This window comes from Stenotrophomonas sp. YJH_SMC_12-1, from assembly GCF_059370935.1.
In genome coordinates this window covers 219,460-240,556 of the sequence record NZ_JCAFUD010000008.1, presented here as the reverse complement: position 1 = coordinate 240,556, position 21,097 = coordinate 219,460, and the positions used below count along the sequence as shown (strand labels likewise).

The window sequence follows — 21,097 nt, the reverse complement described above, 5'->3', positions numbered from 1 at the left end:
TGGACATGTGGCGAAGGATCAGCGTCGATCAGCCGAAGCGACCGGTGATGTAGTCCTCGGTCTGCCGCTGCGACGGCTGCGAGAAGATCACTTCGGTGCGGTCGTGCTCGATCAGGTCGCCCAGGTACATGAAGGCGGTGTAGTCGGAAACGCGCGCGGCCTGCTGCATGTTGTGGGTGACGATGACGATGGTGTACTCGTGCTTGAGCTCTTCCACCAGCTGCTCGATGCGGCTGGTCGAGATCGGATCCAGCGCCGAGGTCGGCTCGTCCAGCAGCAGCACCGACGGGCGCAGCGCCACGGCACGGGCGATGCACAGGCGCTGCTGCTGGCCACCGGACAGGCCCAGCGCGCTCTGCCCCAGCTTGTCCTTCACTTCGTCCCACAGTGCGCCCTGGCGCAGTGCCTGCTCGACGCGGTCGGCCATGTCGGCCTTGCTCAGTTTCTCGTGGTGGCGGATGCCGTAGGCCACGTTCTCGAAGATGGTCATCGGGAACGGCACCGGCTTCTGGAACACCATGCCGACCTTGCTGCGCAGGCGGTTCATCGGGTACTTCGGCGACAGGATGTTTTCGCCGTCCAGCAGCACTTCACCGCGCGCTTCCAGCTTCGGGTACAGCGCGTAGATGCGGTTGAAGATGCGCAGCAGGGTCGACTTGCCGCAACCGGAGGGACCGATCAGCGCGGTCACGCGCTTTTCCGGAATCTCCAGGTTGATGCCCTTCAGGGCGTGGAACTTGTCGTAGTAGAAGTCCAGTCCACGTGCAGCCAGCTTCACCGGCGACGGCGTGTGCAGGCTCTCGTGCGAGGACGGCACGGCGATGCGCTGCATCGGCACGGCGTTGGAAAGGTCGTTCATGGCGTTGTCCACGGAAAGGTCAGTCATGGGAGATACGGTTGCGCAGCAGGATGCCGCGGGCGGCAAGGCTGACCAGCAACACGAAGACAGTCAGCACCAGGGCACCGGCCCAGGCCAGCACCTGCCAGGATTCATACGGGCTGCCGGCGAACTGGTTCATCACCACCGGCACCGAGGCCATCGGCTGGAAGATGTTGTTGTTCCAGTACTGGTTGCCGAAAGCGGTGAACAGCAGCGGCGCGGTCTCGCCGGAGATGCGGGCCAGCGCCAGCAGGATGCCGGTGATGATGCCGGCCGACGCGCTGCGGTACAGCACCTGCACGATCACCTTCCACTGCGGGATGCCCAGCGACAGGGCCGCTTCGCGCATCTGCGAGGGCACCAGCCGCAGCATCTCGTCGGTGGTGCGCACCACCACCGGCAGCACGATGAAGGCCAGCGACAGGGCACCGGCGAACGCCGAGAAGTTGCCGCCGGTCTGCATCACGTACAGGGTGTAGACGAACAGGCCCAGCACGATCGACGGTGCCGACAGCAGAATGTCATTGACGAAGCGGACCACGGTGCCGGCCTTGCGGGCGTTGCCGTACTCGGCCAGCCAGGTACCGGCCAGCACGCCCAGCGGCGTGCCGATGCCGATCGCCAGCGCACACATCACGGCACTGCCGAAGAAGGCGTTGGCGAGGCCACCGTCCTGCATCGGCGGCGGCGTCATCTTGGTGAACAGGTCCCAGTTGATGCCGGCCAGGCCTTTCGAGGCCAGGGTGAACAGGATCCAGCCCAGGAAGAACAGGCCGAACAGCGCGGTGGCGCAGGAGGCTGTGATCGCAACGACGTTGCCGATGCGGCGGCGCAGGTACAACGAATCAGCGGTGGTGGACATCAGTTGCCCTCCTTGCGGGACAGGCGCATCAGCATCAGGCGGGCGATGGCCAGCACCACGAAGGTGACGATGAAGAGGACGAAGCCGAGCAGCAGCAGGGCCGAGCGGTAGGTTTCAGTGGCTTCGCCGAAATCGTTGGCGATCAGCGCGGCGATGGTGGTGCCCGGCTCCAGCAGCGACGGCGACAGGCGCACGCTGTTGCCGATCACGAAGGCCACCGCCATCGTCTCGCCCAGGGCGCGGCCGAGGCCGAGGAAGATGCCGCCGATCACTGCCGAGCGGGTGTAGGGCAGGACGATGTCCCAGCTCACTTCCCACTTGGTGGAGCCCAGCGCGTACGCCGACTCCTTCAGGCGGGTGGGCACGGTCAGGAACACTTCGCGCATCACCGAGGAGATGAACGGAATGACCATGATGGCCAGCACGAAACCGGCGGTGAGCATGCCGATGCCCAGCGGCGGGCCCTGGAACATCGGGCCGATGATCGGCCATTCGCCCAGGGTCTCGTTGAGGAACGGGGTGACGTACTCGGTCATCACCGGCACCAGCACGAACAGGCCCCACATGCCGTAGATGATCGAGGGAATGCCGGCCAGCAGTTCGATGGCGGTACCGACCGGGCCACGCAGCCAGCGCGGCGCGACTTCGGTGAGGAAGAAGGCGATGCCGAAGCTGACCGGCACGGCGATGACCATCGCGATGACGGCGGTGACCAGGGTGCCGTAGATCGGGGCGAGCGCACCGAACTTGTTTTCGACCGGATTCCAGTCGGCGGAGAAGAAGAAGCTCAGGCCCTGCATCTGCAGGGCATGGCGGCCGCCCCACAGCATCGACAGCGCGGCGCAGGCCAGGGCGATCAGGACGAAGATGACGGTGCCGACCAGCACCCATCGGAACAGTTTGTCGTTGCGGGCATCACGCGCATCACGCGTGGACGGGGCGGCTACAGGCTGGGCGATGGCATTCATGGGGACGGCAGGGCCAGGAAGGGGCGGGGCGGCACGGCGTGGAAGAAACGGTGCCCGCGTGGGGCGGGCACCGTCGTGTCCATCACTTCAGGTCGGTCGCCCAGTAGGCCTCGATCTGCTTGACCAGTTCGGCCGGCAGCGGCACGTAGTGCAGCTCGTTGGCCTGCGCCTGGCCGTTTTCGAAGGCCCACTTGAAGAAGGCCAGGGTGTCCTGGTTGCGCTTGGCGTCCTTCGGCTTCTTCTGCATCAGCATGAAGTTGGTGGCGGTGATCGGCCACGCCTGCTCGCCCGGAGCGTTGGTGATGACCAGGTTGAAGTCCTTGGCGCTGGCCCAGTCGGCGCTGGCGGCCGCGGCGGCGAAGGTTTCCGCGCTCGGCTCGACCCAGTTGCCGGCCGCGTTCTGCATGGCGGTGTACGGCATGCCGTTCTGCAGCGCGTAAGCCAGTTCGACGTAGCCGATCGAGCCCTTGATCTGCTTCACGTAGGAAGCGACGCCTTCATTGCCCTTGCCACCGACGCCGTCCGGCCACTGCACCGAGGTGCCTTCGCCGACCTTGCTCTTCCACTCCGGGCTGACCTTGGACAGGTAGTTGGAGAAGTTGAAGGTGGTGCCCGAACCGTCCGAACGGTGGACCAGGGTGATCTTGCCGTCCGGCAGCTTCACGCCCGGGTTGGCGGCGACGATGGCCGGATCGTTCCAGGTCTTGACCTTGCCCAGGAAGATGTCGGCCAGCAGGGCGCCGCTCAGGCGCAGCTTGCCGGCTTCCAGGCCTTCGATGTTGACCACCGGCACTACGCCGCCGATGGCGGACGGGAACTGCGCCAGGCCGGCCTGGGCCAGCTCTTCGCTGCTCAGCGGCTTGTCGGAGGAACCGAAGTCGACGGTGCCGGCCTTGATCTGGGCAATACCGCCGCCGGAGCCGATCGACTGGTAGTTGATCTTGGCGCCGGTGCTGGTGTTGTAGTCAGCCGACCACTTGGAGACCAGCGGGAAGATGAAGGACGCGCCCGCGCCGGACACTTCGGCGGTCACCTTGGCACCGGCAGCGGCCGGGGCGGCGGCGCCGTCGGCAGCCGGCTGCTGCGCGGCCTGCTTGTCGCCACCGCAGGCCGACAGGCCCAGGGCGATGGCCAGGGAAAGGGCGGCGAGGCCGGCCGAGTGCAGTTTCATGGTCACTCCATAGCGGGGAAGAGCCGACGTGGTCGGCGGATGCGGCTATGAAATGATGTTTTTGTTACAGCCGTATTACGACCATGACAGGGGTGTCCTGGATCACGTTCTGACAAGGGTTTCACAGGATTGGCGCCGATCCAGCAGGTGCCCGGAAACCCCCGATCTGCGCACCGATATGACGGTCGGTTGGCCCTTGTAGAGTTGAGCCATGCTCGACTGCTCCCTGTTCTCGGTAGGTGCGGACCGTTGGTCCGCACGCTCCAGCACCCAGCCGAGCGTGGGCTCGTCTCTACAAACGCTCCTGCCTTTGCTCCTGCCTTCCATGACCCCACCGCGCCCCCGATGAAAAGTCGAGAGGCGGTGGGCCAGGGCGTGCAGGACCGTCCACGGCATGGATGCCGTGGACGAGCCCCCAAAGGTGAGGGCGGTTTGCCTGCGAGGCACTGCCTCGCAAGCGCCCGAACGCACAGCCGTCAGCGGCTGGGCCGGACCGCGGAGCGGGGTTTATGGCGTGTCCCGGGCTGGGCCCTGCGCCGACTCCGGGCAGTAGATTGGAAGCGCAGCGCTCTTCACGACCCATCCCCCAAAAACAAGAAGAGCGCGAGATCTCGAGGATCTCGCGCCCGGGTGGGAGCGGCGGGGGAGAGAGGACCCGCCGCCCCCGTTCCTGCGGGGGAACGCGCTTACTTCAGGTTCTGCGACCAGTAGGTCTCGATCTGGCGGACCAGGCTGTCCGGCAGCGGCACGTAGTCCAGCTGGCGGGCCTGGGCGTCGCCATTCTTGTAGACCCAGCGGAAGAATTCCTGGGTCGCCTTGCCATTGGCAGCATTCTTCGGCGTCTTCTGCACCAGGATGAAGTTGGTGGCGGTGATCGGCCAGGACTCGGCGCCCGGCGCGTTGGTCATCACCAGGTAGAAGTCGCGGGCGTTGGCCCAGTCGGCGCTGGCGGCAGCGGCTGCGAACGAGGTGTCGCTCGGCTGCACGAACTTGCCGGCGGCATTCTTCATCGCGGTGTAGGAGAGCTTGTTCTGCAGCGCGTAGGACAGTTCGACATAGCCGATGCCGCCCTTGATCTGCTTCACATAGGCGGCAACACCTTCGTTGCCCTTGCCGCCGATGCCGGCGGGCCACTGCACCGAGGTGCCTTCACCGACCGAGCTCTTCCACTCCGGGCTGACCTTGGACAGGTAATTGACGAAGTTGAAGGTGGTGCCCGAGCCGTCCGAACGATGCACGACGGTGACCTTGGCGTTGGGCAGGGTCACGCCCGGGTTCAGCGCGGCGATGGCCGGGTCGTTCCAGGTCTTGATCTTGCCCAGGAAGATGTTGGCCAGCACCGCGCCGTCCAGCTTCAGCGCGCCCGGCGCGATGCCGGCCACGTTGACCACCGGCACCACGCCGCCGATCACCGACGGGAACTGCGCCAGGCCCGCGGCAGCCAGGTCTTCCGGCTTCAGCGGCGCGTCGGAGGAGCCGAAATCAACGGTCTTGGCCTTGATCTGGGCAATGCCGCCGCCGGAACCGATGGACTGGTAGTTGACCTTGTTGCCGGTTGCGGTGCTGTAGTCGGCCGACCACTTGGACATGACCGGGTAGATGAACGATGCGCCCGCGCCGGTGATATCGGCGGCGTTGGCGGCGAACACGGACGATGCGGCCAGGATGGCGACAGCGGCGCGCGACTTGAAGGCGTGGATCACGGGGAGACTCCTGGGGTGGTGGTCGAAGGGCGGTTGCCCGACGTTTCGGTGCACATTCCATAACGGTTGCGTGACACCCCCGCGTCTGTCATATGACGCGGGCGTGACACGCGTCATGAGCGATGTCACGTCCGCTGCGCCGGCAGGGCAGCGCGGCTACCGATGCAACGACGAAGGCACGGCCGGGGCCGTGCCTTCGCGGGTCAACGCAGGGGGCTGGACTTACCAGAAGAACTGCGCGCGGGCTTCCAGGATGTTGGGATCATCGTTGACGAAACCGCGCGCCGTGGAGCTGTACTTCTTGCTGTCGACCATCACGTAGTTGAGCATCAGCTTGAAGTTGGAACGCAGGTACCAGTTGGCGCCCACGGTCCAGATGTCCATCTTGCCACCCAGCACGCCATCGACGATCGGCGGGCGACCGGCAACCGGGTTGGCGGCGAGGTTGCCGTCATTGAGGTCCATGTGGTCGTAGCGCACGCCCAGCTGCCACTGGCCGCCGGCCGGGTTGTTCGGCAGGCCGGTGCCCGGGGTGCCGCCCTTGTAGCTCCAGGTCTCGCCGGTGACGTTCCACACGCCGCTGATGTAATAGCCGTCGCTGGTGTAGTTGTCGTGGTCGTAGCGCTTGGCCTTGCTGGTGTAGTACTCGGCCTGGGCCTTGAACGGGCCCTGGAAGTACATCGCTTCGGCACCGATGGTGCTGACGCGGTCGGTGTCGGTCAGGTTGCCGCTGTCGACCAGGCGGGCAGTGGCGAGGTCGGCATTCGGACGTGCACGCACGCGCAGGGTGTCGGCGTCGGTGTCGTAGTTGACGTAGCTCAGGCCGAAGTGCAGGACCTGGCCCTTTTCATTGATCGGGGCCCAGGTGCCACGCGCGCCGTAGCCGCTGCCGTGGGCCAGGTTGCGGGTCAGCTCGCGGCCGAAGGCGCTGGCAGTCACCGACCAGTTGTCCTGGCCGTAGCTGTATGCGCCGCCCAGGCGGCGGGCGATGGCATAGGTGTTGGTGACCGCTGCCTTGGAAATGAAATCGTTGTTCTTGGTGCTGGACAGTTCTTCCAGGCTGTTGGGCTGCTTGAACTGGCCCAGCTGCAGGAAGTGGTTGGCGTTGCCCAGCAGCTTGTACTTCACGTTGGTGTCGAGGAACTTGTCGGCCTTGGCGTCATAGCCGACCACCCACTCCACGTTGCCCGGGCCCTTGCCCTTCAGCACCAGCTCGGCGCGACGCAGTTCGAATTCGCTGTTCTTGCCGTTGCCGGCGTCGCCACCGTTGAGGTCGACCACATCGTTGTGGAACCAGTTGCCATCGGCCTGGACCAGGCCTTCGAAGGTGATTTCCGAACCGCCGATCACGTCGATGGCGACTTCGGCGTGTGCAGCCGGCACATACAGCGCAGCAGCCACGGCCACCGTCAGGAGTTGGTGATGCAGTTTCATGGAGAGGAGCCTTGCAGGCAGGTGGGAAGATGCGCGCAGGCTAGAAGGTAAAGATTGCGTAAATGTGACAGTTCACGCGCGGCAGACATCCACCGCAGGCTCCGTCACGGCAGGGCCTGCCATTGAACCCGCTTGCGTATGACGCCCGGATTGCGCCTTGGTTGCAGTCGATCCACGCCCTGCATGGATGCGGCCGTCACTCGGCCGGGGTCTTGTCCTTGAACCGGCACAGATCGGCGATCACGCATCCCGGGCAATCCGGCTTGCGCGCCTTGCACACATAACGTCCGTGCAGGATCAGCCAGTGATGCGCGTCGAGCAGGAATTCGGCGGGGATCACCTTCACCAGCTTGTCTTCCACTTCGCGCACATTCTTTCCCGGGGCCAGGCCGGTACGGTTGGAGACGCGGAAGATATGCGTGTCCACCGCCATCACCGGCTCGCCGAAGGCGGTGTTGAGCACCACGTTGGCGGTCTTGCGGCCCACGCCCGGCAGTGCTTCCAGCGCATCGCGATCGCGCGGCACTTCACCACCATGCTTTTCCAGCAGGATCGCGCAGGTGGCGATCACGTTCTTCGCCTTGGCGTTGAACAGGCCGATGGTGGCGATGTACTGCTTCAGTCCTTCTTCGCCAAGCGCGAGGATCTTCGCCGGCGTGTTGGCCACCGGGAACAGGCGGCGCGTGGCCTTGTTGACGCCGACGTCGGTGGCCTGCGCCGACAGCGCCACCGCCACCAGCAGCTCGAACGGCGAGCTGTACTCCAGTTCGGTCTTCGGGTGCGGGTTGAGTTCGCGCAGGCGGGTGAACATTTCCACCACGTCGGCGCGCGGCATCGTGCCGCCACGCCGCGCCGGGGCGCGTGCGGTTTTCTTCGTGGTCGCCATTACTGCTCCTTGCCGCTGGCGCGGGCCTTGGCCCGGGCGAGGATGGCGGCGGCCGCGGCGGGCAGGGCGGGCTTCACGTCCGGCGCCGGGGCGGGCGTGCGCCGCGCGTCGCGTTCGGCTTCGCGGCGGGCCAGTCGCACCGCACGGGCGCGGTAGCGTTCGCGTGCCGCCCAGGCGGCCTGAAGCTGCTGCTGGGCCTGCTGCAACCGCTGCGGGAGTTCCGGGTGGCCGTGCAGCAACTGCGCGTCGTCGGCGCGGGCGACATAGTCCATCAGCCCGGCCTGCAGGGCGCCGTCGAGATCGTCTGCCTGGACCCGGGCAAACAGCTGCGCGGGGTTGGGTCGGGATGCCATGGCGTCAGCGGTTCTGGAAGGCCGGCGGGCGGCGCTGCAGGAAGGCGCTGGTTCCTTCGCGCATGTCCTCGGTGGCGAACAGCAGGCCGAACTGTGCGCTTTCGTATTCCAGCCCGGCTTCCAGGCTGCATTCGCCGCCCACGTGCACCGCATCGAGCAGGCCGCGCAGGGCCAGCGGCGCCGAGCGTGCCAGCTGCAGGGCGATGTCCTGCACGCGGTTGTCCAGCGCGTCGGCCGGTACCACCTCGTTGACGATCCCCAGTTCCAGCGCACGTGCGGCATTGATCGGTGCACCCAGCAGGCATAGCTCCAGGGTGGCGGCGCGGCCGCACAGGCGCAGCAGGCGCTGGCTGCCGCCGAAGCCGGGAATCAGCCCGAGATTGATTTCCGGTTGGCCGACTTTGGCGGTATCGGCGGCAATGCGCAGGTGGCAGGCCATGGCCAGTTCCAGGCCGCCGCCCAGGGCAAAACCGTTGACGCGGGCGATGACCGGTTTGGGCATGCGCTCGATCTGGCGCATCAGGGCCTGGCCCAGCAGCGAGAAATCACGTCCCTGAACCGCGCTGAGTGTGTTCATCTCGGCGATGTCAGCGCCAGCCACGAACGCCTTCGGGCCGGCACCGGTCAGCACCACCACGCGGATCTCCGGGTCTGCGGCGGAGGCGCTGAAGGCCTCGGCCAGGGCCTGCAGGGTCGCGGCGTTCAGAGCGTTGAGCTTGTCCGGGCGCTGGACGGTCACGGTGCGGATGGCGCCGTCGTCGGCGACAGCGATCAGGGCATCGGCCACGGGGAAACTCCTGGAACGTTAAAAAAAAGTGATATTGAACTCCGCGAACGCAGACGGGTCATAGCCTGCATCGTGAGTAGCGGTTACACGTTGCGCCCGTTATCCTAACCCGTCGCCTCAGGGCGGCGCAGAACGTCCCTGAGTTACCACCCCTGGAGAACTGTTTGATGAAGTTGCGTTCTATCGCGGTCGCCGTCGCGGCCCTGGCCCTGACGGGCAATGCCTTCGCCCAGGACGTCTCGTCCGAAAAGGGCAAGCTGAGCTACTACTTCGGTTACGACTACGGCAACAACCTGGCGGAGCTGACCGGTCGTGGTGAACAGCTGGACATCAACTCGGTGGTGAAGGGCCTGCAGGATGCCTACGCCAAGAAGCAGCCGGCGATCACCGCCGAGCAGCTGAAGCCGGCCGTTGAAGCGTTCCAGAAGCGCGAGCAGGGCCGTGCCCAGGCTGCCAAGGCCGAGTACGAGAAGGCTGCTGCCGAAAACAAGACCAAGAGCGATCAGTTCATCGCGGCGAACAAGGCCAAGGCCGGCGTGCAGTCGCTGCCGAGCGGCGTCCAGTACCGCGTGATCGAAGCCGGCAAGGGTGCCAAGCCGACCCAGGCCAGCACCGTGCAGCTGGAAGTGGCCGGTCCGTTCCCGTACGGCCAGCGCCCGACCGAAGCCCGCCCGGCCCAGCAGATCCCGTCGATCAAGGTCAGCGAAGTCGAAATGAAGGCCATGCGCGAGACCCTGCTGCAGATGCCGGCCGGCTCGAAGTGGGAAGTCACCCTGCCGCCGGACCAGGCCTACGGTGCGGACCCGCGCACCCCGTTCCCGCCGAACGTGGCTGTGCAGTTCGAGATCAAGCTGGTCAGCGTCAAGTAAATCGAAGCAGTAAACCAAACGCGCCGGTGATTCCACCGGCCCGTTTTTGTTTGCGCAGTGCCTGACGGTAGAGTCGACTGTCAGTCGACTGCTCTTGGGTCACATCGGGGAAACGCCCGCGCTGCGCGCGCGAGTCGACTGACAGTCGACTCTACCGTCCGACCGGCCCACCCGCGCAAATTCAGCCCGTTCGCGCTACTGTTGCCGGGTGCAAACAATGGAAGAAACGGCGCGTGTTGTCGCAAGTCCCTGCATCGGAGTGTGCACGCTGGATCCGCACCGGCAGTGCACCGGCTGCGGACGTCATATCGATGAAATCGCACGGTGGCCGTCGATGAGCAACGACGAACGCAGTCGCATCCTGCATCGCGTGCAGCCTTTGCGGGCGCAGCTCCAGCAATCACTGCGCGGCTCGCTGGCCGACCACGAACGTTTGATGCGCGCGCTGCATCCGTTGGCCGATCCGCCGGCCGGCGATGGCTGGAACCGCAGCGAGCTGATCGATCTGCTGCCGCCCGGGCCTCCGGTGGAAGCGGCCGTGCTCGCGGGAATCGTGCCGCGCGCCAGTGGCGCGCAGGTGATCCTCACCCGTCGCACCGAAACCCTGCGCACGCACGGTGGCCAGGTCGGATTCCCCGGCGGCCGCACCGAGCCCGACGACCGCGACGCACTGGCGGCAGCATTGCGCGAGAGCCAGGAAGAAATCGCCTTGGCTCCGGGCCAGGTGCAGGCGCTGGGCTATCTCGATCCCTTCGTGACGATCACCGGCTATCGGGTCACCCCGGTGGTGGCGGTGGTCGATCCGGACTTCGTGCCGGTGCCGCAGCCCAGCGAAGTGGCCGAGGTGTTCGAGGTGCCGCTGGACTACCTGATGGCGGCGGACAACCTGCGCCAGGTCGAAATCAACCATCGCGGCCGCATCCGTCACGTCCTTGAGTACAGCTGGCCCGGCCAGCGCATCTGGGGTGCCACCGCGGCCATTCTCTACAACCTGCGTCGCCGCCTGGAGCAAGTGCAATGAACCCGATCGATCCGCCGTGGACCACCCTGGTCGATGTCGCCACCCTGGCTGCCGCGTTGGGCGAGGGCATCCGTGTGGTCGACGCACGCGCCACCGCCAGCACCGCGGTGCGCGTGGTTGATGCACGTTCCTCGCTGGCCGATCCGCAGGCGGGCAGCGGCCAATACCTGGCAGGTCATATCCCGGGTGCGGTGTATGCCGATCTGAATCGTGACCTGTCCGATCTGTCGCGCGTCGGCCATGGTCGCCATCCGCTGCCGGACAGCGATGCCTTCGCCGCGAAGCTCGGCCAGTGGGGTATCGGTCCTGACACGCAGGTGGTGGTCTACGACGGCAGCGACGGCAGCATGGCCGCCTCGCGCCTGTGGTGGCTGCTGCGCCTGATCGGGCACAGCAAGGTGGCCGTGCTCGATGGTGGTATCGCCGCGTGGCAGGCCGCAGGGCAACCTTTGGCGACGGGGCCGGACGAGGTGACCACGCTGCCGGCTTACCCGGGCCGTTTCGACACCACCCGGATCGCCAATGCCGAGGAGATCAGCGCACGCCTGAAGCACGCGCCGGGCTGGCTGGTCGACGCACGCGCGGGCGAACGCTTCCGCGGCGAAGTCGAGCCGCTGGACCCGGTCGCCGGCCACGTACCCGGCGCGGTCAACCGTCCGTTTGCGTTGAACGTCGCCGACGGCCGGCTGCGCGATGCACAGGAACTGCGCGTCGAGCTGCAGGGTGTGATCGGCAACCGTGATCCGCAGCAGGTGGTGCTGATGTGCGGCTCCGGCGTGACCGCCTGCCACCTGCTGCTGGCGATGGAAAGCGCAGGCTTGAGCGGCGCACGCATCTACGCCGACTCCTGGAGCGGTTGGGTGAGCGACAGCAGCCGCCCGGTGGCGACCGGTACCTGAGAAGCGCGGGTTCGGATCCGTTTTCCAACGGAAAACGGCTCTGACCCCATCGAGCGTAAATCGGGGGTCAGAGCCCGTTGCGTGGCCACGGGATCCGACTCCGTGCCGACCAAGGTCGGCACCCACCAACAGCGGCAGAAATCTGTCGAAGGCGGGGTGGGGCCGGTTGCGGGGGTGTCCGCGGCATGGATGCCGCGGCCAAGCCCCCATGGACGGGTTTACGGCGTCCCCCACAACCGGACCCACCCCGCCATCCCCCGGAATGCCAGCTCTTGACGTTGACGTTGCCGTTGCTTCTGCGGGTGCAGAGCGCAGCCCTGCCGCTTACCCAACCGGCTGCAGCGGCACCTTCGCCAGCACCCGCGCCCACGGGAACAACGGCCCCGGATCACGCTTGCGCGCCACCATCAGCGTCGGATCATCGCTGGCCGGCACCTGCTCCCGATCAAGCTGGTCATGCCCGGCAATCCGCTGCAGCGACGGATAGCGTGCCACCAGCGCCAACAGCAGCTGTTCCAGCGCTTCCACCTGCGCCTCGGTGTAGGCCTCGTCCATCGCCTGGTGACGGCTGTCGAACCAGTGCGGGTAGCGCCCGGTATTGACCAGTTCGATACCCAGCGTATGCGCGTTCATGCCGCGCACGTGGTGGGCCACCCGTTCCGGTGCCACGTACTGCACCACGCTGCCATCGCGGTCGATGTAGAAATGCCCGCTGTTGCCGGCACCACTGTCGTACAGCACACGCTCGCCGTACTCGCGGGCCATCGCCAGGTCGGGCAGCTCGGTGCAGTGGATCACCACCATCTCCAGCGTGGCCGGGTCGCGCAGTGGCAGGCGGTCTTCGTAGGGCAGGGGCTGCAGCTGCAGGCCGGGCAGGAGCGGGTTGGGCATCCGGCGATGCTAGCATTGCGGCATGAACCTGCCTTCCCTTTCCTTGTCGGCCCGTTCGTGCGGAGCGCACGCATGAGCCGCGGCCACTGCATCCTGTCCCACGGCTTCGAGAGCGGCCCGGAAGCGACCAAGGTCACCGCGCTGGCCGAGGTGGCACAGCGGCTGGGCTGGACCCACGAGCGCCCCGACTACACCGACCTGGATGCGATGAGCGAGGTCAGCCGGGTAGGCGATGTGCCGACCCGCCTGCGCCGCCTGGTCGAGCGCGCCGCCATCGCCGCCCGGCAGGGCCCAGTGGTACTGGCCGGTTCCAGCCTGGGCGCCTACATCTCCGGCATCGCCTCACTGCAGGTACCGGTCGCCGGCCTGTTCCTGATGGTGCCGCCGACTACGATGGGCCCGATGCCGGCGCTGGACGCCGCCGCCGTGCCGACCACCGTGGTCCAGGCCTGGCATGACGATGTGGTCCCGGCCGCCGGAGTGATCGCCTGGGCGCAGGCGCGTTCGGCGCAGCTGCTGCTGGTCGACGACGGCCACCGCCTGGAGCACCACGTGGAGGCCTCCGCACAGGCCTTCGAGCGCCTGTTGCGGCAACTGTGAAGCCCGGGCGCAAGGCGCGCCTGCCCGCATTGACTACAATGGCAGCCCCGCCGCCCCCGGCGCGGGCCTGCCGGCCGTGCCTACGGCCCTCCTTTCCGACCGGCGCGGCCCCTGTGCCGCGCCCGACCACCTGCGAACCGACCCCGTGAAATTCTTCGTCTCCTGCGCCAAGGGCCTGGAATACCTGCTTGCCGATGAACTGTCGGCCCTGGGCCTTGGCAAGGCCACTGCCACCATTGCCGGCGTCAACGCCGAGGGCGAACTGGAGCAGGCGCTGCGGATCGTGATGTGGTCACGCCTGGCCAGCCGCGTGCTGTGGCCGATCGACGAGTTCGAGTGCCCGGACGAGCAGGCTCTGTACGACGGCGTGCGTGCGCTGCCGTGGCATGAGCACATCAAGCCGGAGATGACCCTGGCGGTGGACGCACACGTGTCCGGCGACAAGATCACCCATGCCCGCTTCGCCGCGCAGCGGATCAAGGACGCCATCGTCGACCGCATGCGCGATGAAGGCCTGGAGCGCCCTTCGGTCAACACCGATCTGCCCGATGTGCGCGTCAACCTGTCGCTGCGCAAGGGCCGCGCTTCGTTGTCGATCGACCTCGGCGGTGGCCCGCTGCATCGCCGTGGCTGGCGTGGCGCCGCCCACGAGGCACCGCTGAAGGAAAACCTGGCCGCCGCGCTGCTGCTGCGCGCGCAGTGGCCGCGCCTGCACGCCGCCGGTGGCGGCCTGCTGGACCCGATGTGCGGCAGCGGCACGCTGCTGATCGAAGGCGCGCTGATGGCCGCCGACGTCGCCCCGGGCCTGATGCGCCACGGCAGCCTGCCGCCGAGCCGTTGGCTGGGCTTCGACAAGGCGGCCTGGAAGACCCTCCAGAGCGAAGCACGCGATCGCGAGGCCGCCGGCCTGGCCGCGCTGAAGCCGGTCATCCACGGCAGCGACATCGATCCGACTGCGATCCAGGCGGCATGCGAGAATGCCGAGGTCGCGGGCGTCGCTCATGCGATCCGCTTCACCCGTGCCGATGTGGCCGACCTGGCCGCGCCGGAGCAGGAGATCGGTGCGGTGGTCTGCAACCCGCCCTACGACGAGCGCCTGGCCGCCGATCCGGCGCTGTACCGCGCACTGGGCAACGCCCTGCAGAAGGCGGTGCCGCAGTGGCGTGCCAGCCTGCTGTGCGGCAACGACGAGCTGGCCTTCGCCACCGGCCTGCGCGCCAGCAAGAAGTACCAGATGTTCAACGGTGCGCTGGAATGCGCGCTGATCGTCTGCGATCCGATTGCCGTGCCGGGCCGTGATCCGGCACAACCGCGCGAGCTGAGCGAAGGTGCGCAGATGGTGGCCAACCGCCTGCGCAAGAACCTGAAGAAGTTCAAGAGCTGGCGCGCCCGCGAGCACATCACCTGCTTCCGTGCCTATGACGCCGACCTGCCGGAATACGCGGCCGCCATCGACGTCTACGAGGAAGACGGTGGCAAGCGCCGTACCTTCCTGCACGTGCAGGAATACGCCGCACCGGCCGCGATTCCGGAGAACGACGTGCGCCGCCGCCGCAACGAACTGCTGGCTGCCGCGCGCGAAGTATTCGGCGTGCCGCCGGAGCAGGTCTCGATGAAGTCGCGCGAGCGCGGCAAGGGCGGCAGCAAGTACGGCCGCTTCGAGCAGCGAGATGAATTCATCGTAGTGCGCGAGAACAACGCACTGCTGCAGGTGAACCTGTTCGACTATCTCGATACCGGCCTGTTCCTCGACCATCGCCCGCTGCGCCGGATGATGGCCGAGCAGGTGCGTGGCAAGCGTTTCCTCAACCTGTTCTGCTACACCGGCGTGGCCAGCGTGCAGGCCGCCGTGGCTGGTGCCGCCAGCACCACCAGCGTCGACCTGTCGGCCACTTACCTGCAGTGGTGCTACGACAACCTGGCGTTGAACGGGCAGGGCGGCAACCAGCACCTTCTGGTGCAGGCCGATGCGATGGCCTGGCTGGAAGGCGACCGTGGCCAGTACGACGTGATCTTCTGTGACCCGCCGACCTTCTCCAACTCCGCACGCGCCGATGACTTCGACGTGCAGCGCGAACAGCTGAAGCTGCTGCGCGCGGCGGTGGCGCGGCTGGCACCGGGGGGCGTGCTGTACTTCTCGAACAACTTCCGCCGTTTCAAGCTGGAAGAAAACGCCATTGCCGAATTTGCCCAGTGCCGCGAGATCACCGCGCGCACCATCGGCCCGGACTTCGAGCGCAACGCGCGCATCCATCGCGCGTGGGAATTGAAGCGGTTGGGGTAATCCCGGTAGTGCCGGCCGCTGGCCGGCAACTGCGTCAGAACCGTGGAAGGTCCGCGGGATGCCGGCCAGCGGTCGGCATTACCGCATCTGGTCCGTAGGTCCACGCCATGCGTGGATCGACCTAAAGCACCAACAATCGCCCCGGCGCATGGGCCAGGGGCCAATGGCCCTGTTCGTACAGCGCAAGCACAGGCTCCCAGTGTGCCGGCAGGCCGAGATGCATCTCCAGCAGGCGTTGCCGGAAGGCGAACATCGCTCCATCGCGCGCCACCAGCTGCAGGTCATGTGCACCGCAGCGCAGTGCCGGCAGATCCAGCGCCGAAAGCGCGCGCATCAACGTGCGGTTGAGTTCGCGTCGGGCGTCGGCCAGTTCGGCGGGATGGGGCAGGGCGCCGTGAAACGGATCCGAATCGCCCAGTGTTGTGGGCATCCATTCGAAACCATCGGTATCGATGGTCCGCATTGCTTCGGCCAGCGACCGAACGGCGACGACGCCGGCCGTTATGGGCAGTGTTTCACCCAACCGGGAAAAAAAGCCGATTCCAGACATCCGCTGCAGCATGCTATCCATACGGGCATTGTAGATCCACGCCAAGCGTGGATGCCGCTGTCCCCGTCCTGCGGCTACAGCAATTCCAGCATCAACCCCAGCACCGGCAGCGCGATCGCCAGCGGCGCAATCCATGTTGGACGATACGGATACAACCCGAACGACAGCGTCACGCCGGCCAGGGTCATTGCCCCCAGCCACAGCACCGGGCCCATCGCCCAGCCGTGGTCGGCCACGCACAGTGCGAACGCCGCCGCCAGCAGCGCCCAGCCCAGCACCCGCCACAGCACCCGCCGTGCGGGTGTGGCCGCGGCTTTGCCATGCAGGTCGTGCTGGTGCTTTTCCATCGCCAGCGACAGCGCAGTAAACGCAGAGAACGACAGGGTCAGCGCCAGCAGCATCATGCGCTGGCCTCCGCTTCGGCCGCGTCTGCAGTGTTCACCGATGCCTTCGGCGCAGCCGCAGTGGCTGCACGCTTCTTCTTCTCGGCCGCACTCAGCGGTGGCGTCCAGCGCTGCATGCGCCAACCGCACAGCACCAGCATCGCACCGAACGCGATCATCGACAGATCGAAGCCAGCCAATACCCAGTCGCCGTTGCGCAGGGTGTTGCCCAGGTGCGCATGCGTGGTCAGCGCATTGACCACCGGTACCAGTGCGAACGCGGCCGCGCCCAGGTAGAGCTGCCACGCCCACATCATCCGCTTCGGCCAGATGAAGGCGGCCAGCAGCGCGCCGGCCCAGGCGTAGAAGAACACGTTGGCCTCCGCACTCGAGCGCTCGGCGATGTCCAGCGGCAGCAGGCGGTTGCCCCAGAAGTAGGCGGCGAAGGCGATCGGCAGGCCGGCCACGGTGCCGATGTTCAGCGCATCGACCAGGCGCAGGCCGAAGCCGGTGCGGCCACTCTTGGCGTGCCTGGGCCGTTCCTTCACCGCCCACAGCACAACGCCGCTGGCCACCATCAGGCAGCCGACCAGACCGGACAGGAAGAACAGTGCACGCAGGCCCCAGTCGGCAAAACGCGCCAGGTGCAGGCCGTACAGCACGCCGCGGGTGGCGGTGGCACCGCCGGAAGGCGGCGTTTCCTCAAGCAGAGCACCGCTGACCATGGCGTAACGCACGGCCGGGGTGTCGATGGACAGGCGCTTGCCGTCGCGCTGGCGGATGTCGATCACCGCATTGGCCGCGCCCGGATTGGACACGGTGAAACCGGCCACCTCCACGCCGTGCCAATGCGCGCGCGCGTTGTCCAGCAGTTGTGCGATCGGCAACGGCGTGGCGTGGCCCTCGGCGGGCGCGGTCACTTCCGGGAGGCCGCCGAAGGCCTCGAAGAAGAACGTGTCCTCGTCCTGCGGGTAGGCCACCTTCACCCCCCACGGCAGGTACATGATCATCAACGTCACAATGCCGGTGTAGGTGATCATCGCGTGGTAGGGCAGGGCCATCACCGCGCTGACGTTGTGGAAATCAAGCCAGGAACGCAGGCCCTTGTCCTTGCGGAAGGTGAAGAAGTCCTTGAAGATTTTCTTGTGGGTGATGACGCCGGTGATGATCGCCACCAGCATGAACATCGCGCAGAAGCCGACCAGATAGCGTGCCCACAGCACCGGGATGTAGTGCAGGTCGAAGTGCAGGCGGTAGAAGAAGTCGCCGCCGCGGGTCTCGCGCGCCTTCAATGCCTGGCCGGTGTTGGGGTCCAGCGTGGCGTCGCCGAAGCCACCGCGGCGGCCACGGCTGGGATCGGCCAGTTCCGGCGGCAACCGCCAGAACATCTGCATGGCCGGGTTGCGCGGCTGCGGCAGTGTGACGAACCAGCTTTCGGCCTGCGCGGCGTTGGCTTGCAGGTAGTCCACCGCGCGCTGTGCGGCGACGTCGATGCTGACGTTGCTGGACGGCAGTTCCGGACGCATCCAGCGGCTGATTTCCTCGCGGTAGTAGCTGGCCGTGCCAGCCATGAAGATCAGCAGCAGCAACCAGCCAACCAGCAGCCCGGTCCAGGTGTGCAGCCAGGCCATCGACTGGCGGAATCCGTTCTTCATGCCCAGGCCCCCATCAGGCGCGCAATGGCGGCCATCAGCAGCGCGGGCGCGAGGATGCCGACCCAGGCGCGCAGCGCGCTGCGGGTGGCGAATGCCCACAGTGCCGCACAGGCGGCGACCAGGATGGCCAGCAGCATGCCGGTCAGCACGGTCTGGCCACGGGCGCCGGGCAGGGCCACGGCGCAGAACACACTGGTCACCGAGGCAAGCGCGTAACCGCCGAAGATCGCGGCCAACGAGCGTGACAGCACGCCCCAGCGCGGGTTGGAAAAGAAGGTGCGGGGGCTGGCGGTTGCGGGCGAGCGGTCCACGGCATTCCTGCAGGTAGGAGAGGGGATGGAACGCGTCCGCGGCCCCCTTGCGCCCTGCGCATGTCGCCCAGCGTGTCCCATCGACGAAGCACGGCCCGCGCAGACGGGCAGTCCAGAGGTGGGGGATGTACACGGGCGATGGGTGCGTCTTCCGCACCCGATTGGCTAAGCGTACAACCGATCAGTAAATGATAGGCATTCGCATTTTATGAATCAAGCGTGATTACCCGAAGGGCGCGTTGAGGCCTAGAACCTGAACACCACTGTCGCCGCATGCAGCAGCAGGCCGATCAGGCCACCCACCAGGGTGCCGTTGAAGCGGATGAACTGCAGGTCGCGGCCCACGCTCAGTTCCAGCTGTTCCACCAGATGGCGCTCGTCCCAGCCCTTCACGGTCTGCGCGATATGCGTGGTCACGCCTTCGCGCAGGCGGCCGGTCAGGCGTTGCGCGCCTTCCAGCAGGTGCTGGTTGAGGGCCTCGCGCAGCGCCGGGTCGGCCTGCAGGCTCGCACCGAGCGAACCCAGGCTGCGCTGCAGGTGGCCGACCAGCGCCGAGTCCTCGCGCTGCAGGTCCGCGCGCAGGCTGGCGTGGATGCGCGCCCACAACCCCTGCACGTAGTCCTGCAGGGCCGGATGGTCGATCATTTCCTGCTTGAGCTGTTCGATGCGCTCGGTCAGGGCCGGGTCCTCGCGCAGGCGCTGCACGTAATTCTGCAGCCAGCTCTCGTAGTCCTGGCGCAGCGGATGCTGCGGCTCGGCCAGCACCTGTTGCAGCTCTTCCAGTACCGCGCGGGCCAGGCGCTCGGCCAGGCTGTCGCCGATCTCGTCAATCGGCTTGACCCAGTTCACCGTGCTCGACAGCGTCGGCCATTCGCGCTGGATGTAACGCACGATCAGCTGCGAGGCGCGTTCTTTCACCTCGGGCTGCTCGAGCCAGCGGCCCAGCCGCTGCAGGCCTTCGTCCAGCACGCGCTGGTGGCGACCATCGGCGGTCAGCAGGGCCAGCAGTTCACCGGCAGTGGCAGCGGCATTCCACTGCCGCAACTGCTGCACAACGAAGCCGTGCAGCTGCCGGCGCACGGCGGTTTCGTCGAAGAAATCCAGTGCCTGCAGCGCCCAGCCGCGGACCATGTCGGCCAGCATGCGCGAGCGTGCCGGGTCGGCCAGCCAGCTGCCGAGGCGGCTGGCCGGATCGAACACCTGCAGCTTGGCCAGCAGCACGCCCGGCTCCAGGAACTGGTCGCGCACGAACAGCGCAAGGCTGTCGCCGATGCGTTCCTTGCTGCGCGGGATGATCGCGGTGTGCGGGATCGGCAGGCCCATCGGCCGCCGGAACAGCGCGACCACGGCGAACCAATCGGCCAGTGCGCCCACGGCTGCGGCCTCGCAGAACGCCGAAACCCAGGCCCAGATGCCGCGCTCGCCCTGCCAGTGGCTGACCGCGAAACCGGCCAGCATCAACAGCAGCAGGCCCAGCGCGAGGGCTTTCAGGCGCCGCAGCTGAGCGCGGCGCGGATCGTTGGCAGACGTCATGCCGGAAGTCTAACCGGCACGGCATGAGCATCTGGTAGTGCCGGCCGCTGGCCGGCATCCTCAACGCACCCGATACGTTCATGGCGTTGCCGGCCAGCGGCCGGCACTACCCCTTGGTTCAGAGCGCTTCCAGTTGCTTGCGCAGCGCGGCCAGTTGCGCGCGCAGGGTGTCGTTCTCACGGGTCAGCGCGACCACCCGACGGCGCAGCGCCGGTGCGTCCTCGCCCAGCTGCTCCAGCGCCGACAGCACCTCGGCATCGCGGCTGGCGATCTCGTCCTCATTTGCCTCCTCGAAATCCATCTCGGCCGCGTCCGGCTTCGGTGCGCGCGGCTTGCGCTTGGATTCACGCACGCGCTTGGCGGCCTGCTTCAGCTCGTCCTTGCCACCGGCCGCGGCCGCGCGCTGCTCGTCCTCCGGCAGGTCGGCCACGGCGGCGGCGGCGCTGATCGAGATCACGCCGGCCTTCACCGCTTCGACGACTTCGGGCGCGGCCTGGGCGTGGATGCGCTCGATCATGCCGACCTGGCTGGTGCTCAGCTTGGCCTCGCGGGCCAGCTCGGCGCGGCTGATCTTCGGTGCCGGCTCCCACGGCGGGCTGTCTTCGCCGGCCTCATCGGTGACGTCGGCAGTGCCATCGCTCTCGCGCTGCAGCTGCGCCTGCTCGATCTGCTTGCGGGCGGCCAGGATGTCGCGCTTGCGCAGCGCCAGCACGCCGCGCTGGAAGTCGGACACGCTGCGACGGCCCAGGTGCTGCTCGATCATCCACAGGTGCACGTCTTCCATGCTCTGGAAGCGGGTGTTCTGTACGGTGTTGAAGGGCAGGCCATGCTTCTGGCAGATGCCGAAGCGGTTGTGGCCGTCGACCAGTACGTTGCCCCACAGGACCAGCGCGTCACGACAGCCCTCGGCCAGGATGCTGCGCTCCAGCGCGTCATGTTCGTCCGCAGTCAGCGGATCGATATAGGCCTTGAGTTCTTCTTTGACGACGATATCCATGGGCACGGCAGCGAGCAGGAGCGGAACCGCCCATTGTACCCGCTCGCCGCCGCCGGCCAG

21 protein-coding genes are annotated in these 21,097 nt (G+C 67.0%); 5 read left to right on the top strand and 16 right to left on the bottom strand.

The window, feature by feature from the left end; all coding sequences use genetic code 11:
• Nucleotides 1–28 precede the first annotated feature (28 nt).
• The 9 genes from pstB to AC5P8Y_RS16380 all read right to left on the bottom strand — a co-directional run bounded on the left by pstB (nucleotide 29) and on the right by AC5P8Y_RS16380 (nucleotide 9,044).
• Nucleotides 29–859, bottom strand: a complete 831-nt coding sequence (pstB, locus tag AC5P8Y_RS16420) for a phosphate ABC transporter ATP-binding protein PstB (RefSeq protein WP_005408788.1) — start codon at nucleotides 857–859, stop codon at nucleotides 29–31.
• A 19-nt stretch (nucleotides 860–878) separates the two neighbouring features.
• Nucleotides 879–1,742 carry a phosphate ABC transporter permease PstA gene (gene pstA / locus AC5P8Y_RS16415; protein WP_005408789.1) on the bottom strand — a complete coding sequence of 288 codons (864 nt, stop codon included), beginning with the start codon at nucleotides 1,740–1,742 and terminating at the stop codon, nucleotides 879–881.
• Nucleotides 1,742–2,710 carry a phosphate ABC transporter permease subunit PstC gene (gene pstC, locus AC5P8Y_RS16410; protein ID WP_005412771.1) on the bottom strand — a complete coding sequence of 323 codons (969 nt, stop codon included), beginning with the start codon at nucleotides 2,708–2,710 and terminating at the stop codon, nucleotides 1,742–1,744. The genes pstA and pstC overlap by 1 nt, the downstream gene beginning before the upstream one ends.
• An 82-nt stretch (nucleotides 2,711–2,792) precedes the next feature.
• Nucleotides 2,793–3,881 (bottom strand): phosphate ABC transporter substrate-binding protein PstS, encoded by a 1,089-nt coding sequence (gene pstS, locus AC5P8Y_RS16405; RefSeq protein WP_005408791.1) that lies wholly within the window; start codon nucleotides 3,879–3,881, stop codon nucleotides 2,793–2,795.
• A 686-nt stretch (nucleotides 3,882–4,567) separates the two neighbouring features.
• Nucleotides 4,568–5,584 (bottom strand): phosphate ABC transporter substrate-binding protein PstS, encoded by a 1,017-nt coding sequence (pstS, locus tag AC5P8Y_RS16400; RefSeq protein WP_005408792.1) that lies wholly within the window; start codon nucleotides 5,582–5,584, stop codon nucleotides 4,568–4,570.
• Nucleotides 5,585–5,806: 222 nt separating this feature from the next.
• A complete protein-coding gene (locus AC5P8Y_RS16395; protein ID WP_005408793.1) occupies nucleotides 5,807–7,018 on the bottom strand; it encodes an OprO/OprP family phosphate-selective porin in 1,212 nt (403 codons plus the stop codon).
• A 196-nt stretch (nucleotides 7,019–7,214) separates the two neighbouring features.
• Nucleotides 7,215–7,904 carry an endonuclease III gene (gene nth, locus AC5P8Y_RS16390; RefSeq protein WP_012479638.1) on the bottom strand — a complete coding sequence of 230 codons (690 nt, stop codon included), beginning with the start codon at nucleotides 7,902–7,904 and terminating at the stop codon, nucleotides 7,215–7,217.
• Entirely contained in the window at nucleotides 7,904–8,257 is a 354-nt protein-coding gene (locus tag AC5P8Y_RS16385) for a hypothetical protein (RefSeq protein ID WP_049402707.1), read from the bottom strand. The genes nth and AC5P8Y_RS16385 overlap by 1 nt, the downstream gene beginning before the upstream one ends.
• A gap of 4 nt (nucleotides 8,258–8,261) precedes the next feature.
• Nucleotides 8,262–9,044 carry an enoyl-CoA hydratase/isomerase family protein gene (locus tag AC5P8Y_RS16380; protein WP_049402708.1) on the bottom strand — a complete coding sequence of 261 codons (783 nt, stop codon included), beginning with the start codon at nucleotides 9,042–9,044 and terminating at the stop codon, nucleotides 8,262–8,264.
• 167 nt (nucleotides 9,045–9,211) lie between these two features.
• On the opposite strand from AC5P8Y_RS16380, the gene AC5P8Y_RS16375 reads away from it, so the two are divergent.
• The 3 genes from AC5P8Y_RS16375 (at nucleotide 9,212) to AC5P8Y_RS16365 (ending at nucleotide 11,833) form a co-directional block, all read left to right on the top strand.
• On the top strand, nucleotides 9,212–9,913 hold the full coding sequence (locus AC5P8Y_RS16375; protein WP_005408797.1) for an FKBP-type peptidyl-prolyl cis-trans isomerase: 702 nt from the start codon (nucleotides 9,212–9,214) through the stop codon (nucleotides 9,911–9,913).
• Between the two features lie 217 nt (nucleotides 9,914–10,130).
• Complete coding sequence (locus AC5P8Y_RS16370; RefSeq protein WP_032965692.1) at nucleotides 10,131–10,934, top strand: CoA pyrophosphatase; 804 nt, start codon at nucleotides 10,131–10,133, stop codon at nucleotides 10,932–10,934.
• Nucleotides 10,931–11,833 (top strand): sulfurtransferase, encoded by a 903-nt coding sequence (locus AC5P8Y_RS16365; protein WP_049402709.1) that lies wholly within the window; start codon nucleotides 10,931–10,933, stop codon nucleotides 11,831–11,833. Before AC5P8Y_RS16370 ends, AC5P8Y_RS16365 begins: the two co-directional genes overlap by 4 nt.
• A gap of 324 nt (nucleotides 11,834–12,157) precedes the next feature.
• Here the strand turns inward: AC5P8Y_RS16365 and AC5P8Y_RS16360 are convergent, their stop codons facing one another.
• Complete coding sequence (locus AC5P8Y_RS16360) at nucleotides 12,158–12,724, bottom strand: N-acetylmuramoyl-L-alanine amidase (protein ID WP_049402710.1); 567 nt, start codon at nucleotides 12,722–12,724, stop codon at nucleotides 12,158–12,160.
• A 72-nt stretch (nucleotides 12,725–12,796) separates the two neighbouring features.
• Between AC5P8Y_RS16360 and AC5P8Y_RS16355 the strand changes: the two genes are divergently transcribed.
• Together AC5P8Y_RS16355 and rlmKL are read left to right on the top strand one after the other, a co-directional pair.
• Complete coding sequence (locus tag AC5P8Y_RS16355; protein WP_033834993.1) at nucleotides 12,797–13,324, top strand: alpha/beta hydrolase; 528 nt, start codon at nucleotides 12,797–12,799, stop codon at nucleotides 13,322–13,324.
• A gap of 145 nt (nucleotides 13,325–13,469) precedes the next feature.
• Nucleotides 13,470–15,608, top strand: coding sequence for a bifunctional 23S rRNA (guanine(2069)-N(7))-methyltransferase RlmK/23S rRNA (guanine(2445)-N(2))-methyltransferase RlmL (rlmKL, locus tag AC5P8Y_RS16350; protein WP_049402711.1), 2,139 nt, complete (start codon nucleotides 13,470–13,472; stop codon nucleotides 15,606–15,608).
• Nucleotides 15,609–15,729: 121 nt separating this feature from the next.
• Here the strand turns inward: rlmKL and AC5P8Y_RS16345 are convergent, their stop codons facing one another.
• The 6 genes from AC5P8Y_RS16345 to AC5P8Y_RS16320 form a co-directional block, all read right to left on the bottom strand.
• On the bottom strand, nucleotides 15,730–16,203 hold the full coding sequence (locus AC5P8Y_RS16345; RefSeq protein WP_033836021.1) for a hypothetical protein: 474 nt from the start codon (nucleotides 16,201–16,203) through the stop codon (nucleotides 15,730–15,732).
• Between the two features lie 29 nt (nucleotides 16,204–16,232).
• Nucleotides 16,233–16,562, bottom strand: a complete 330-nt coding sequence (locus AC5P8Y_RS16340) for a DUF3325 domain-containing protein (RefSeq protein WP_049402712.1) — start codon at nucleotides 16,560–16,562, stop codon at nucleotides 16,233–16,235.
• Complete coding sequence (locus tag AC5P8Y_RS16335; RefSeq protein ID WP_111188550.1) at nucleotides 16,559–18,196, bottom strand: PepSY-associated TM helix domain-containing protein; 1,638 nt, start codon at nucleotides 18,194–18,196, stop codon at nucleotides 16,559–16,561. The genes AC5P8Y_RS16340 and AC5P8Y_RS16335 overlap by 4 nt, the downstream gene beginning before the upstream one ends.
• Complete coding sequence (locus AC5P8Y_RS16330; protein ID WP_033834719.1) at nucleotides 18,193–18,507, bottom strand: DUF3649 domain-containing protein; 315 nt, start codon at nucleotides 18,505–18,507, stop codon at nucleotides 18,193–18,195. The genes AC5P8Y_RS16335 and AC5P8Y_RS16330 overlap by 4 nt, the downstream gene beginning before the upstream one ends.
• A gap of 246 nt (nucleotides 18,508–18,753) precedes the next feature.
• Complete coding sequence (locus tag AC5P8Y_RS16325; RefSeq protein ID WP_111108355.1) at nucleotides 18,754–20,040, bottom strand: DUF445 domain-containing protein; 1,287 nt, start codon at nucleotides 20,038–20,040, stop codon at nucleotides 18,754–18,756.
• A gap of 118 nt (nucleotides 20,041–20,158) precedes the next feature.
• A complete protein-coding gene (locus AC5P8Y_RS16320; protein ID WP_049402715.1) occupies nucleotides 20,159–21,037 on the bottom strand; it encodes a plasmid replication/partition related protein in 879 nt (292 codons plus the stop codon).
• Nucleotides 21,038–21,097 lie beyond the last annotated feature (60 nt).

Coding starts and splice junctions, on each gene's coding strand:
- pstB (WP_005408788.1), bottom strand. CDS start 859: ATGAACGACCTTTCCAACGCCGTGCCGATGCAGCGCATCGCCGTGCCG.
- pstA (WP_005408789.1), bottom strand. CDS start 1,742: ATGTCCACCACCGCTGATTCGTTGTACCTGCGCCGCCGCATCGGCAAC.
- pstC (WP_005412771.1), bottom strand. CDS start 2,710: ATGAATGCCATCGCCCAGCCTGTAGCCGCCCCGTCCACGCGTGATGCG.
- pstS (WP_005408791.1), bottom strand. CDS start 3,881: ATGAAACTGCACTCGGCCGGCCTCGCCGCCCTTTCCCTGGCCATCGCC.
- AC5P8Y_RS16395 (WP_005408793.1), bottom strand. CDS start 7,018: ATGAAACTGCATCACCAACTCCTGACGGTGGCCGTGGCTGCTGCGCTG.
- nth (WP_012479638.1), bottom strand. CDS start 7,904: ATGGCGACCACGAAGAAAACCGCACGCGCCCCGGCGCGGCGTGGCGGC.
- AC5P8Y_RS16385 (WP_049402707.1), bottom strand. CDS start 8,257: ATGGCATCCCGACCCAACCCCGCGCAGCTGTTTGCCCGGGTCCAGGCA.
- AC5P8Y_RS16375 (WP_005408797.1), top strand. CDS start 9,212: ATGAAGTTGCGTTCTATCGCGGTCGCCGTCGCGGCCCTGGCCCTGACG.
- AC5P8Y_RS16370 (WP_032965692.1), top strand. CDS start 10,131: ATGGAAGAAACGGCGCGTGTTGTCGCAAGTCCCTGCATCGGAGTGTGC.
- AC5P8Y_RS16365 (WP_049402709.1), top strand. CDS start 10,931: ATGAACCCGATCGATCCGCCGTGGACCACCCTGGTCGATGTCGCCACC.
- AC5P8Y_RS16360 (WP_049402710.1), bottom strand. CDS start 12,724: ATGCCCAACCCGCTCCTGCCCGGCCTGCAGCTGCAGCCCCTGCCCTAC.
- AC5P8Y_RS16355 (WP_033834993.1), top strand. CDS start 12,797: ATGAGCCGCGGCCACTGCATCCTGTCCCACGGCTTCGAGAGCGGCCCG.
- AC5P8Y_RS16340 (WP_049402712.1), bottom strand. CDS start 16,562: ATGATGCTGCTGGCGCTGACCCTGTCGTTCTCTGCGTTTACTGCGCTG.
- AC5P8Y_RS16335 (WP_111188550.1), bottom strand. CDS start 18,196: ATGAAGAACGGATTCCGCCAGTCGATGGCCTGGCTGCACACCTGGACC.
- AC5P8Y_RS16325 (WP_111108355.1), bottom strand. CDS start 20,040: ATGACGTCTGCCAACGATCCGCGCCGCGCTCAGCTGCGGCGCCTGAAA.
- AC5P8Y_RS16320 (WP_049402715.1), bottom strand. CDS start 21,037: ATGGATATCGTCGTCAAAGAAGAACTCAAGGCCTATATCGATCCGCTG.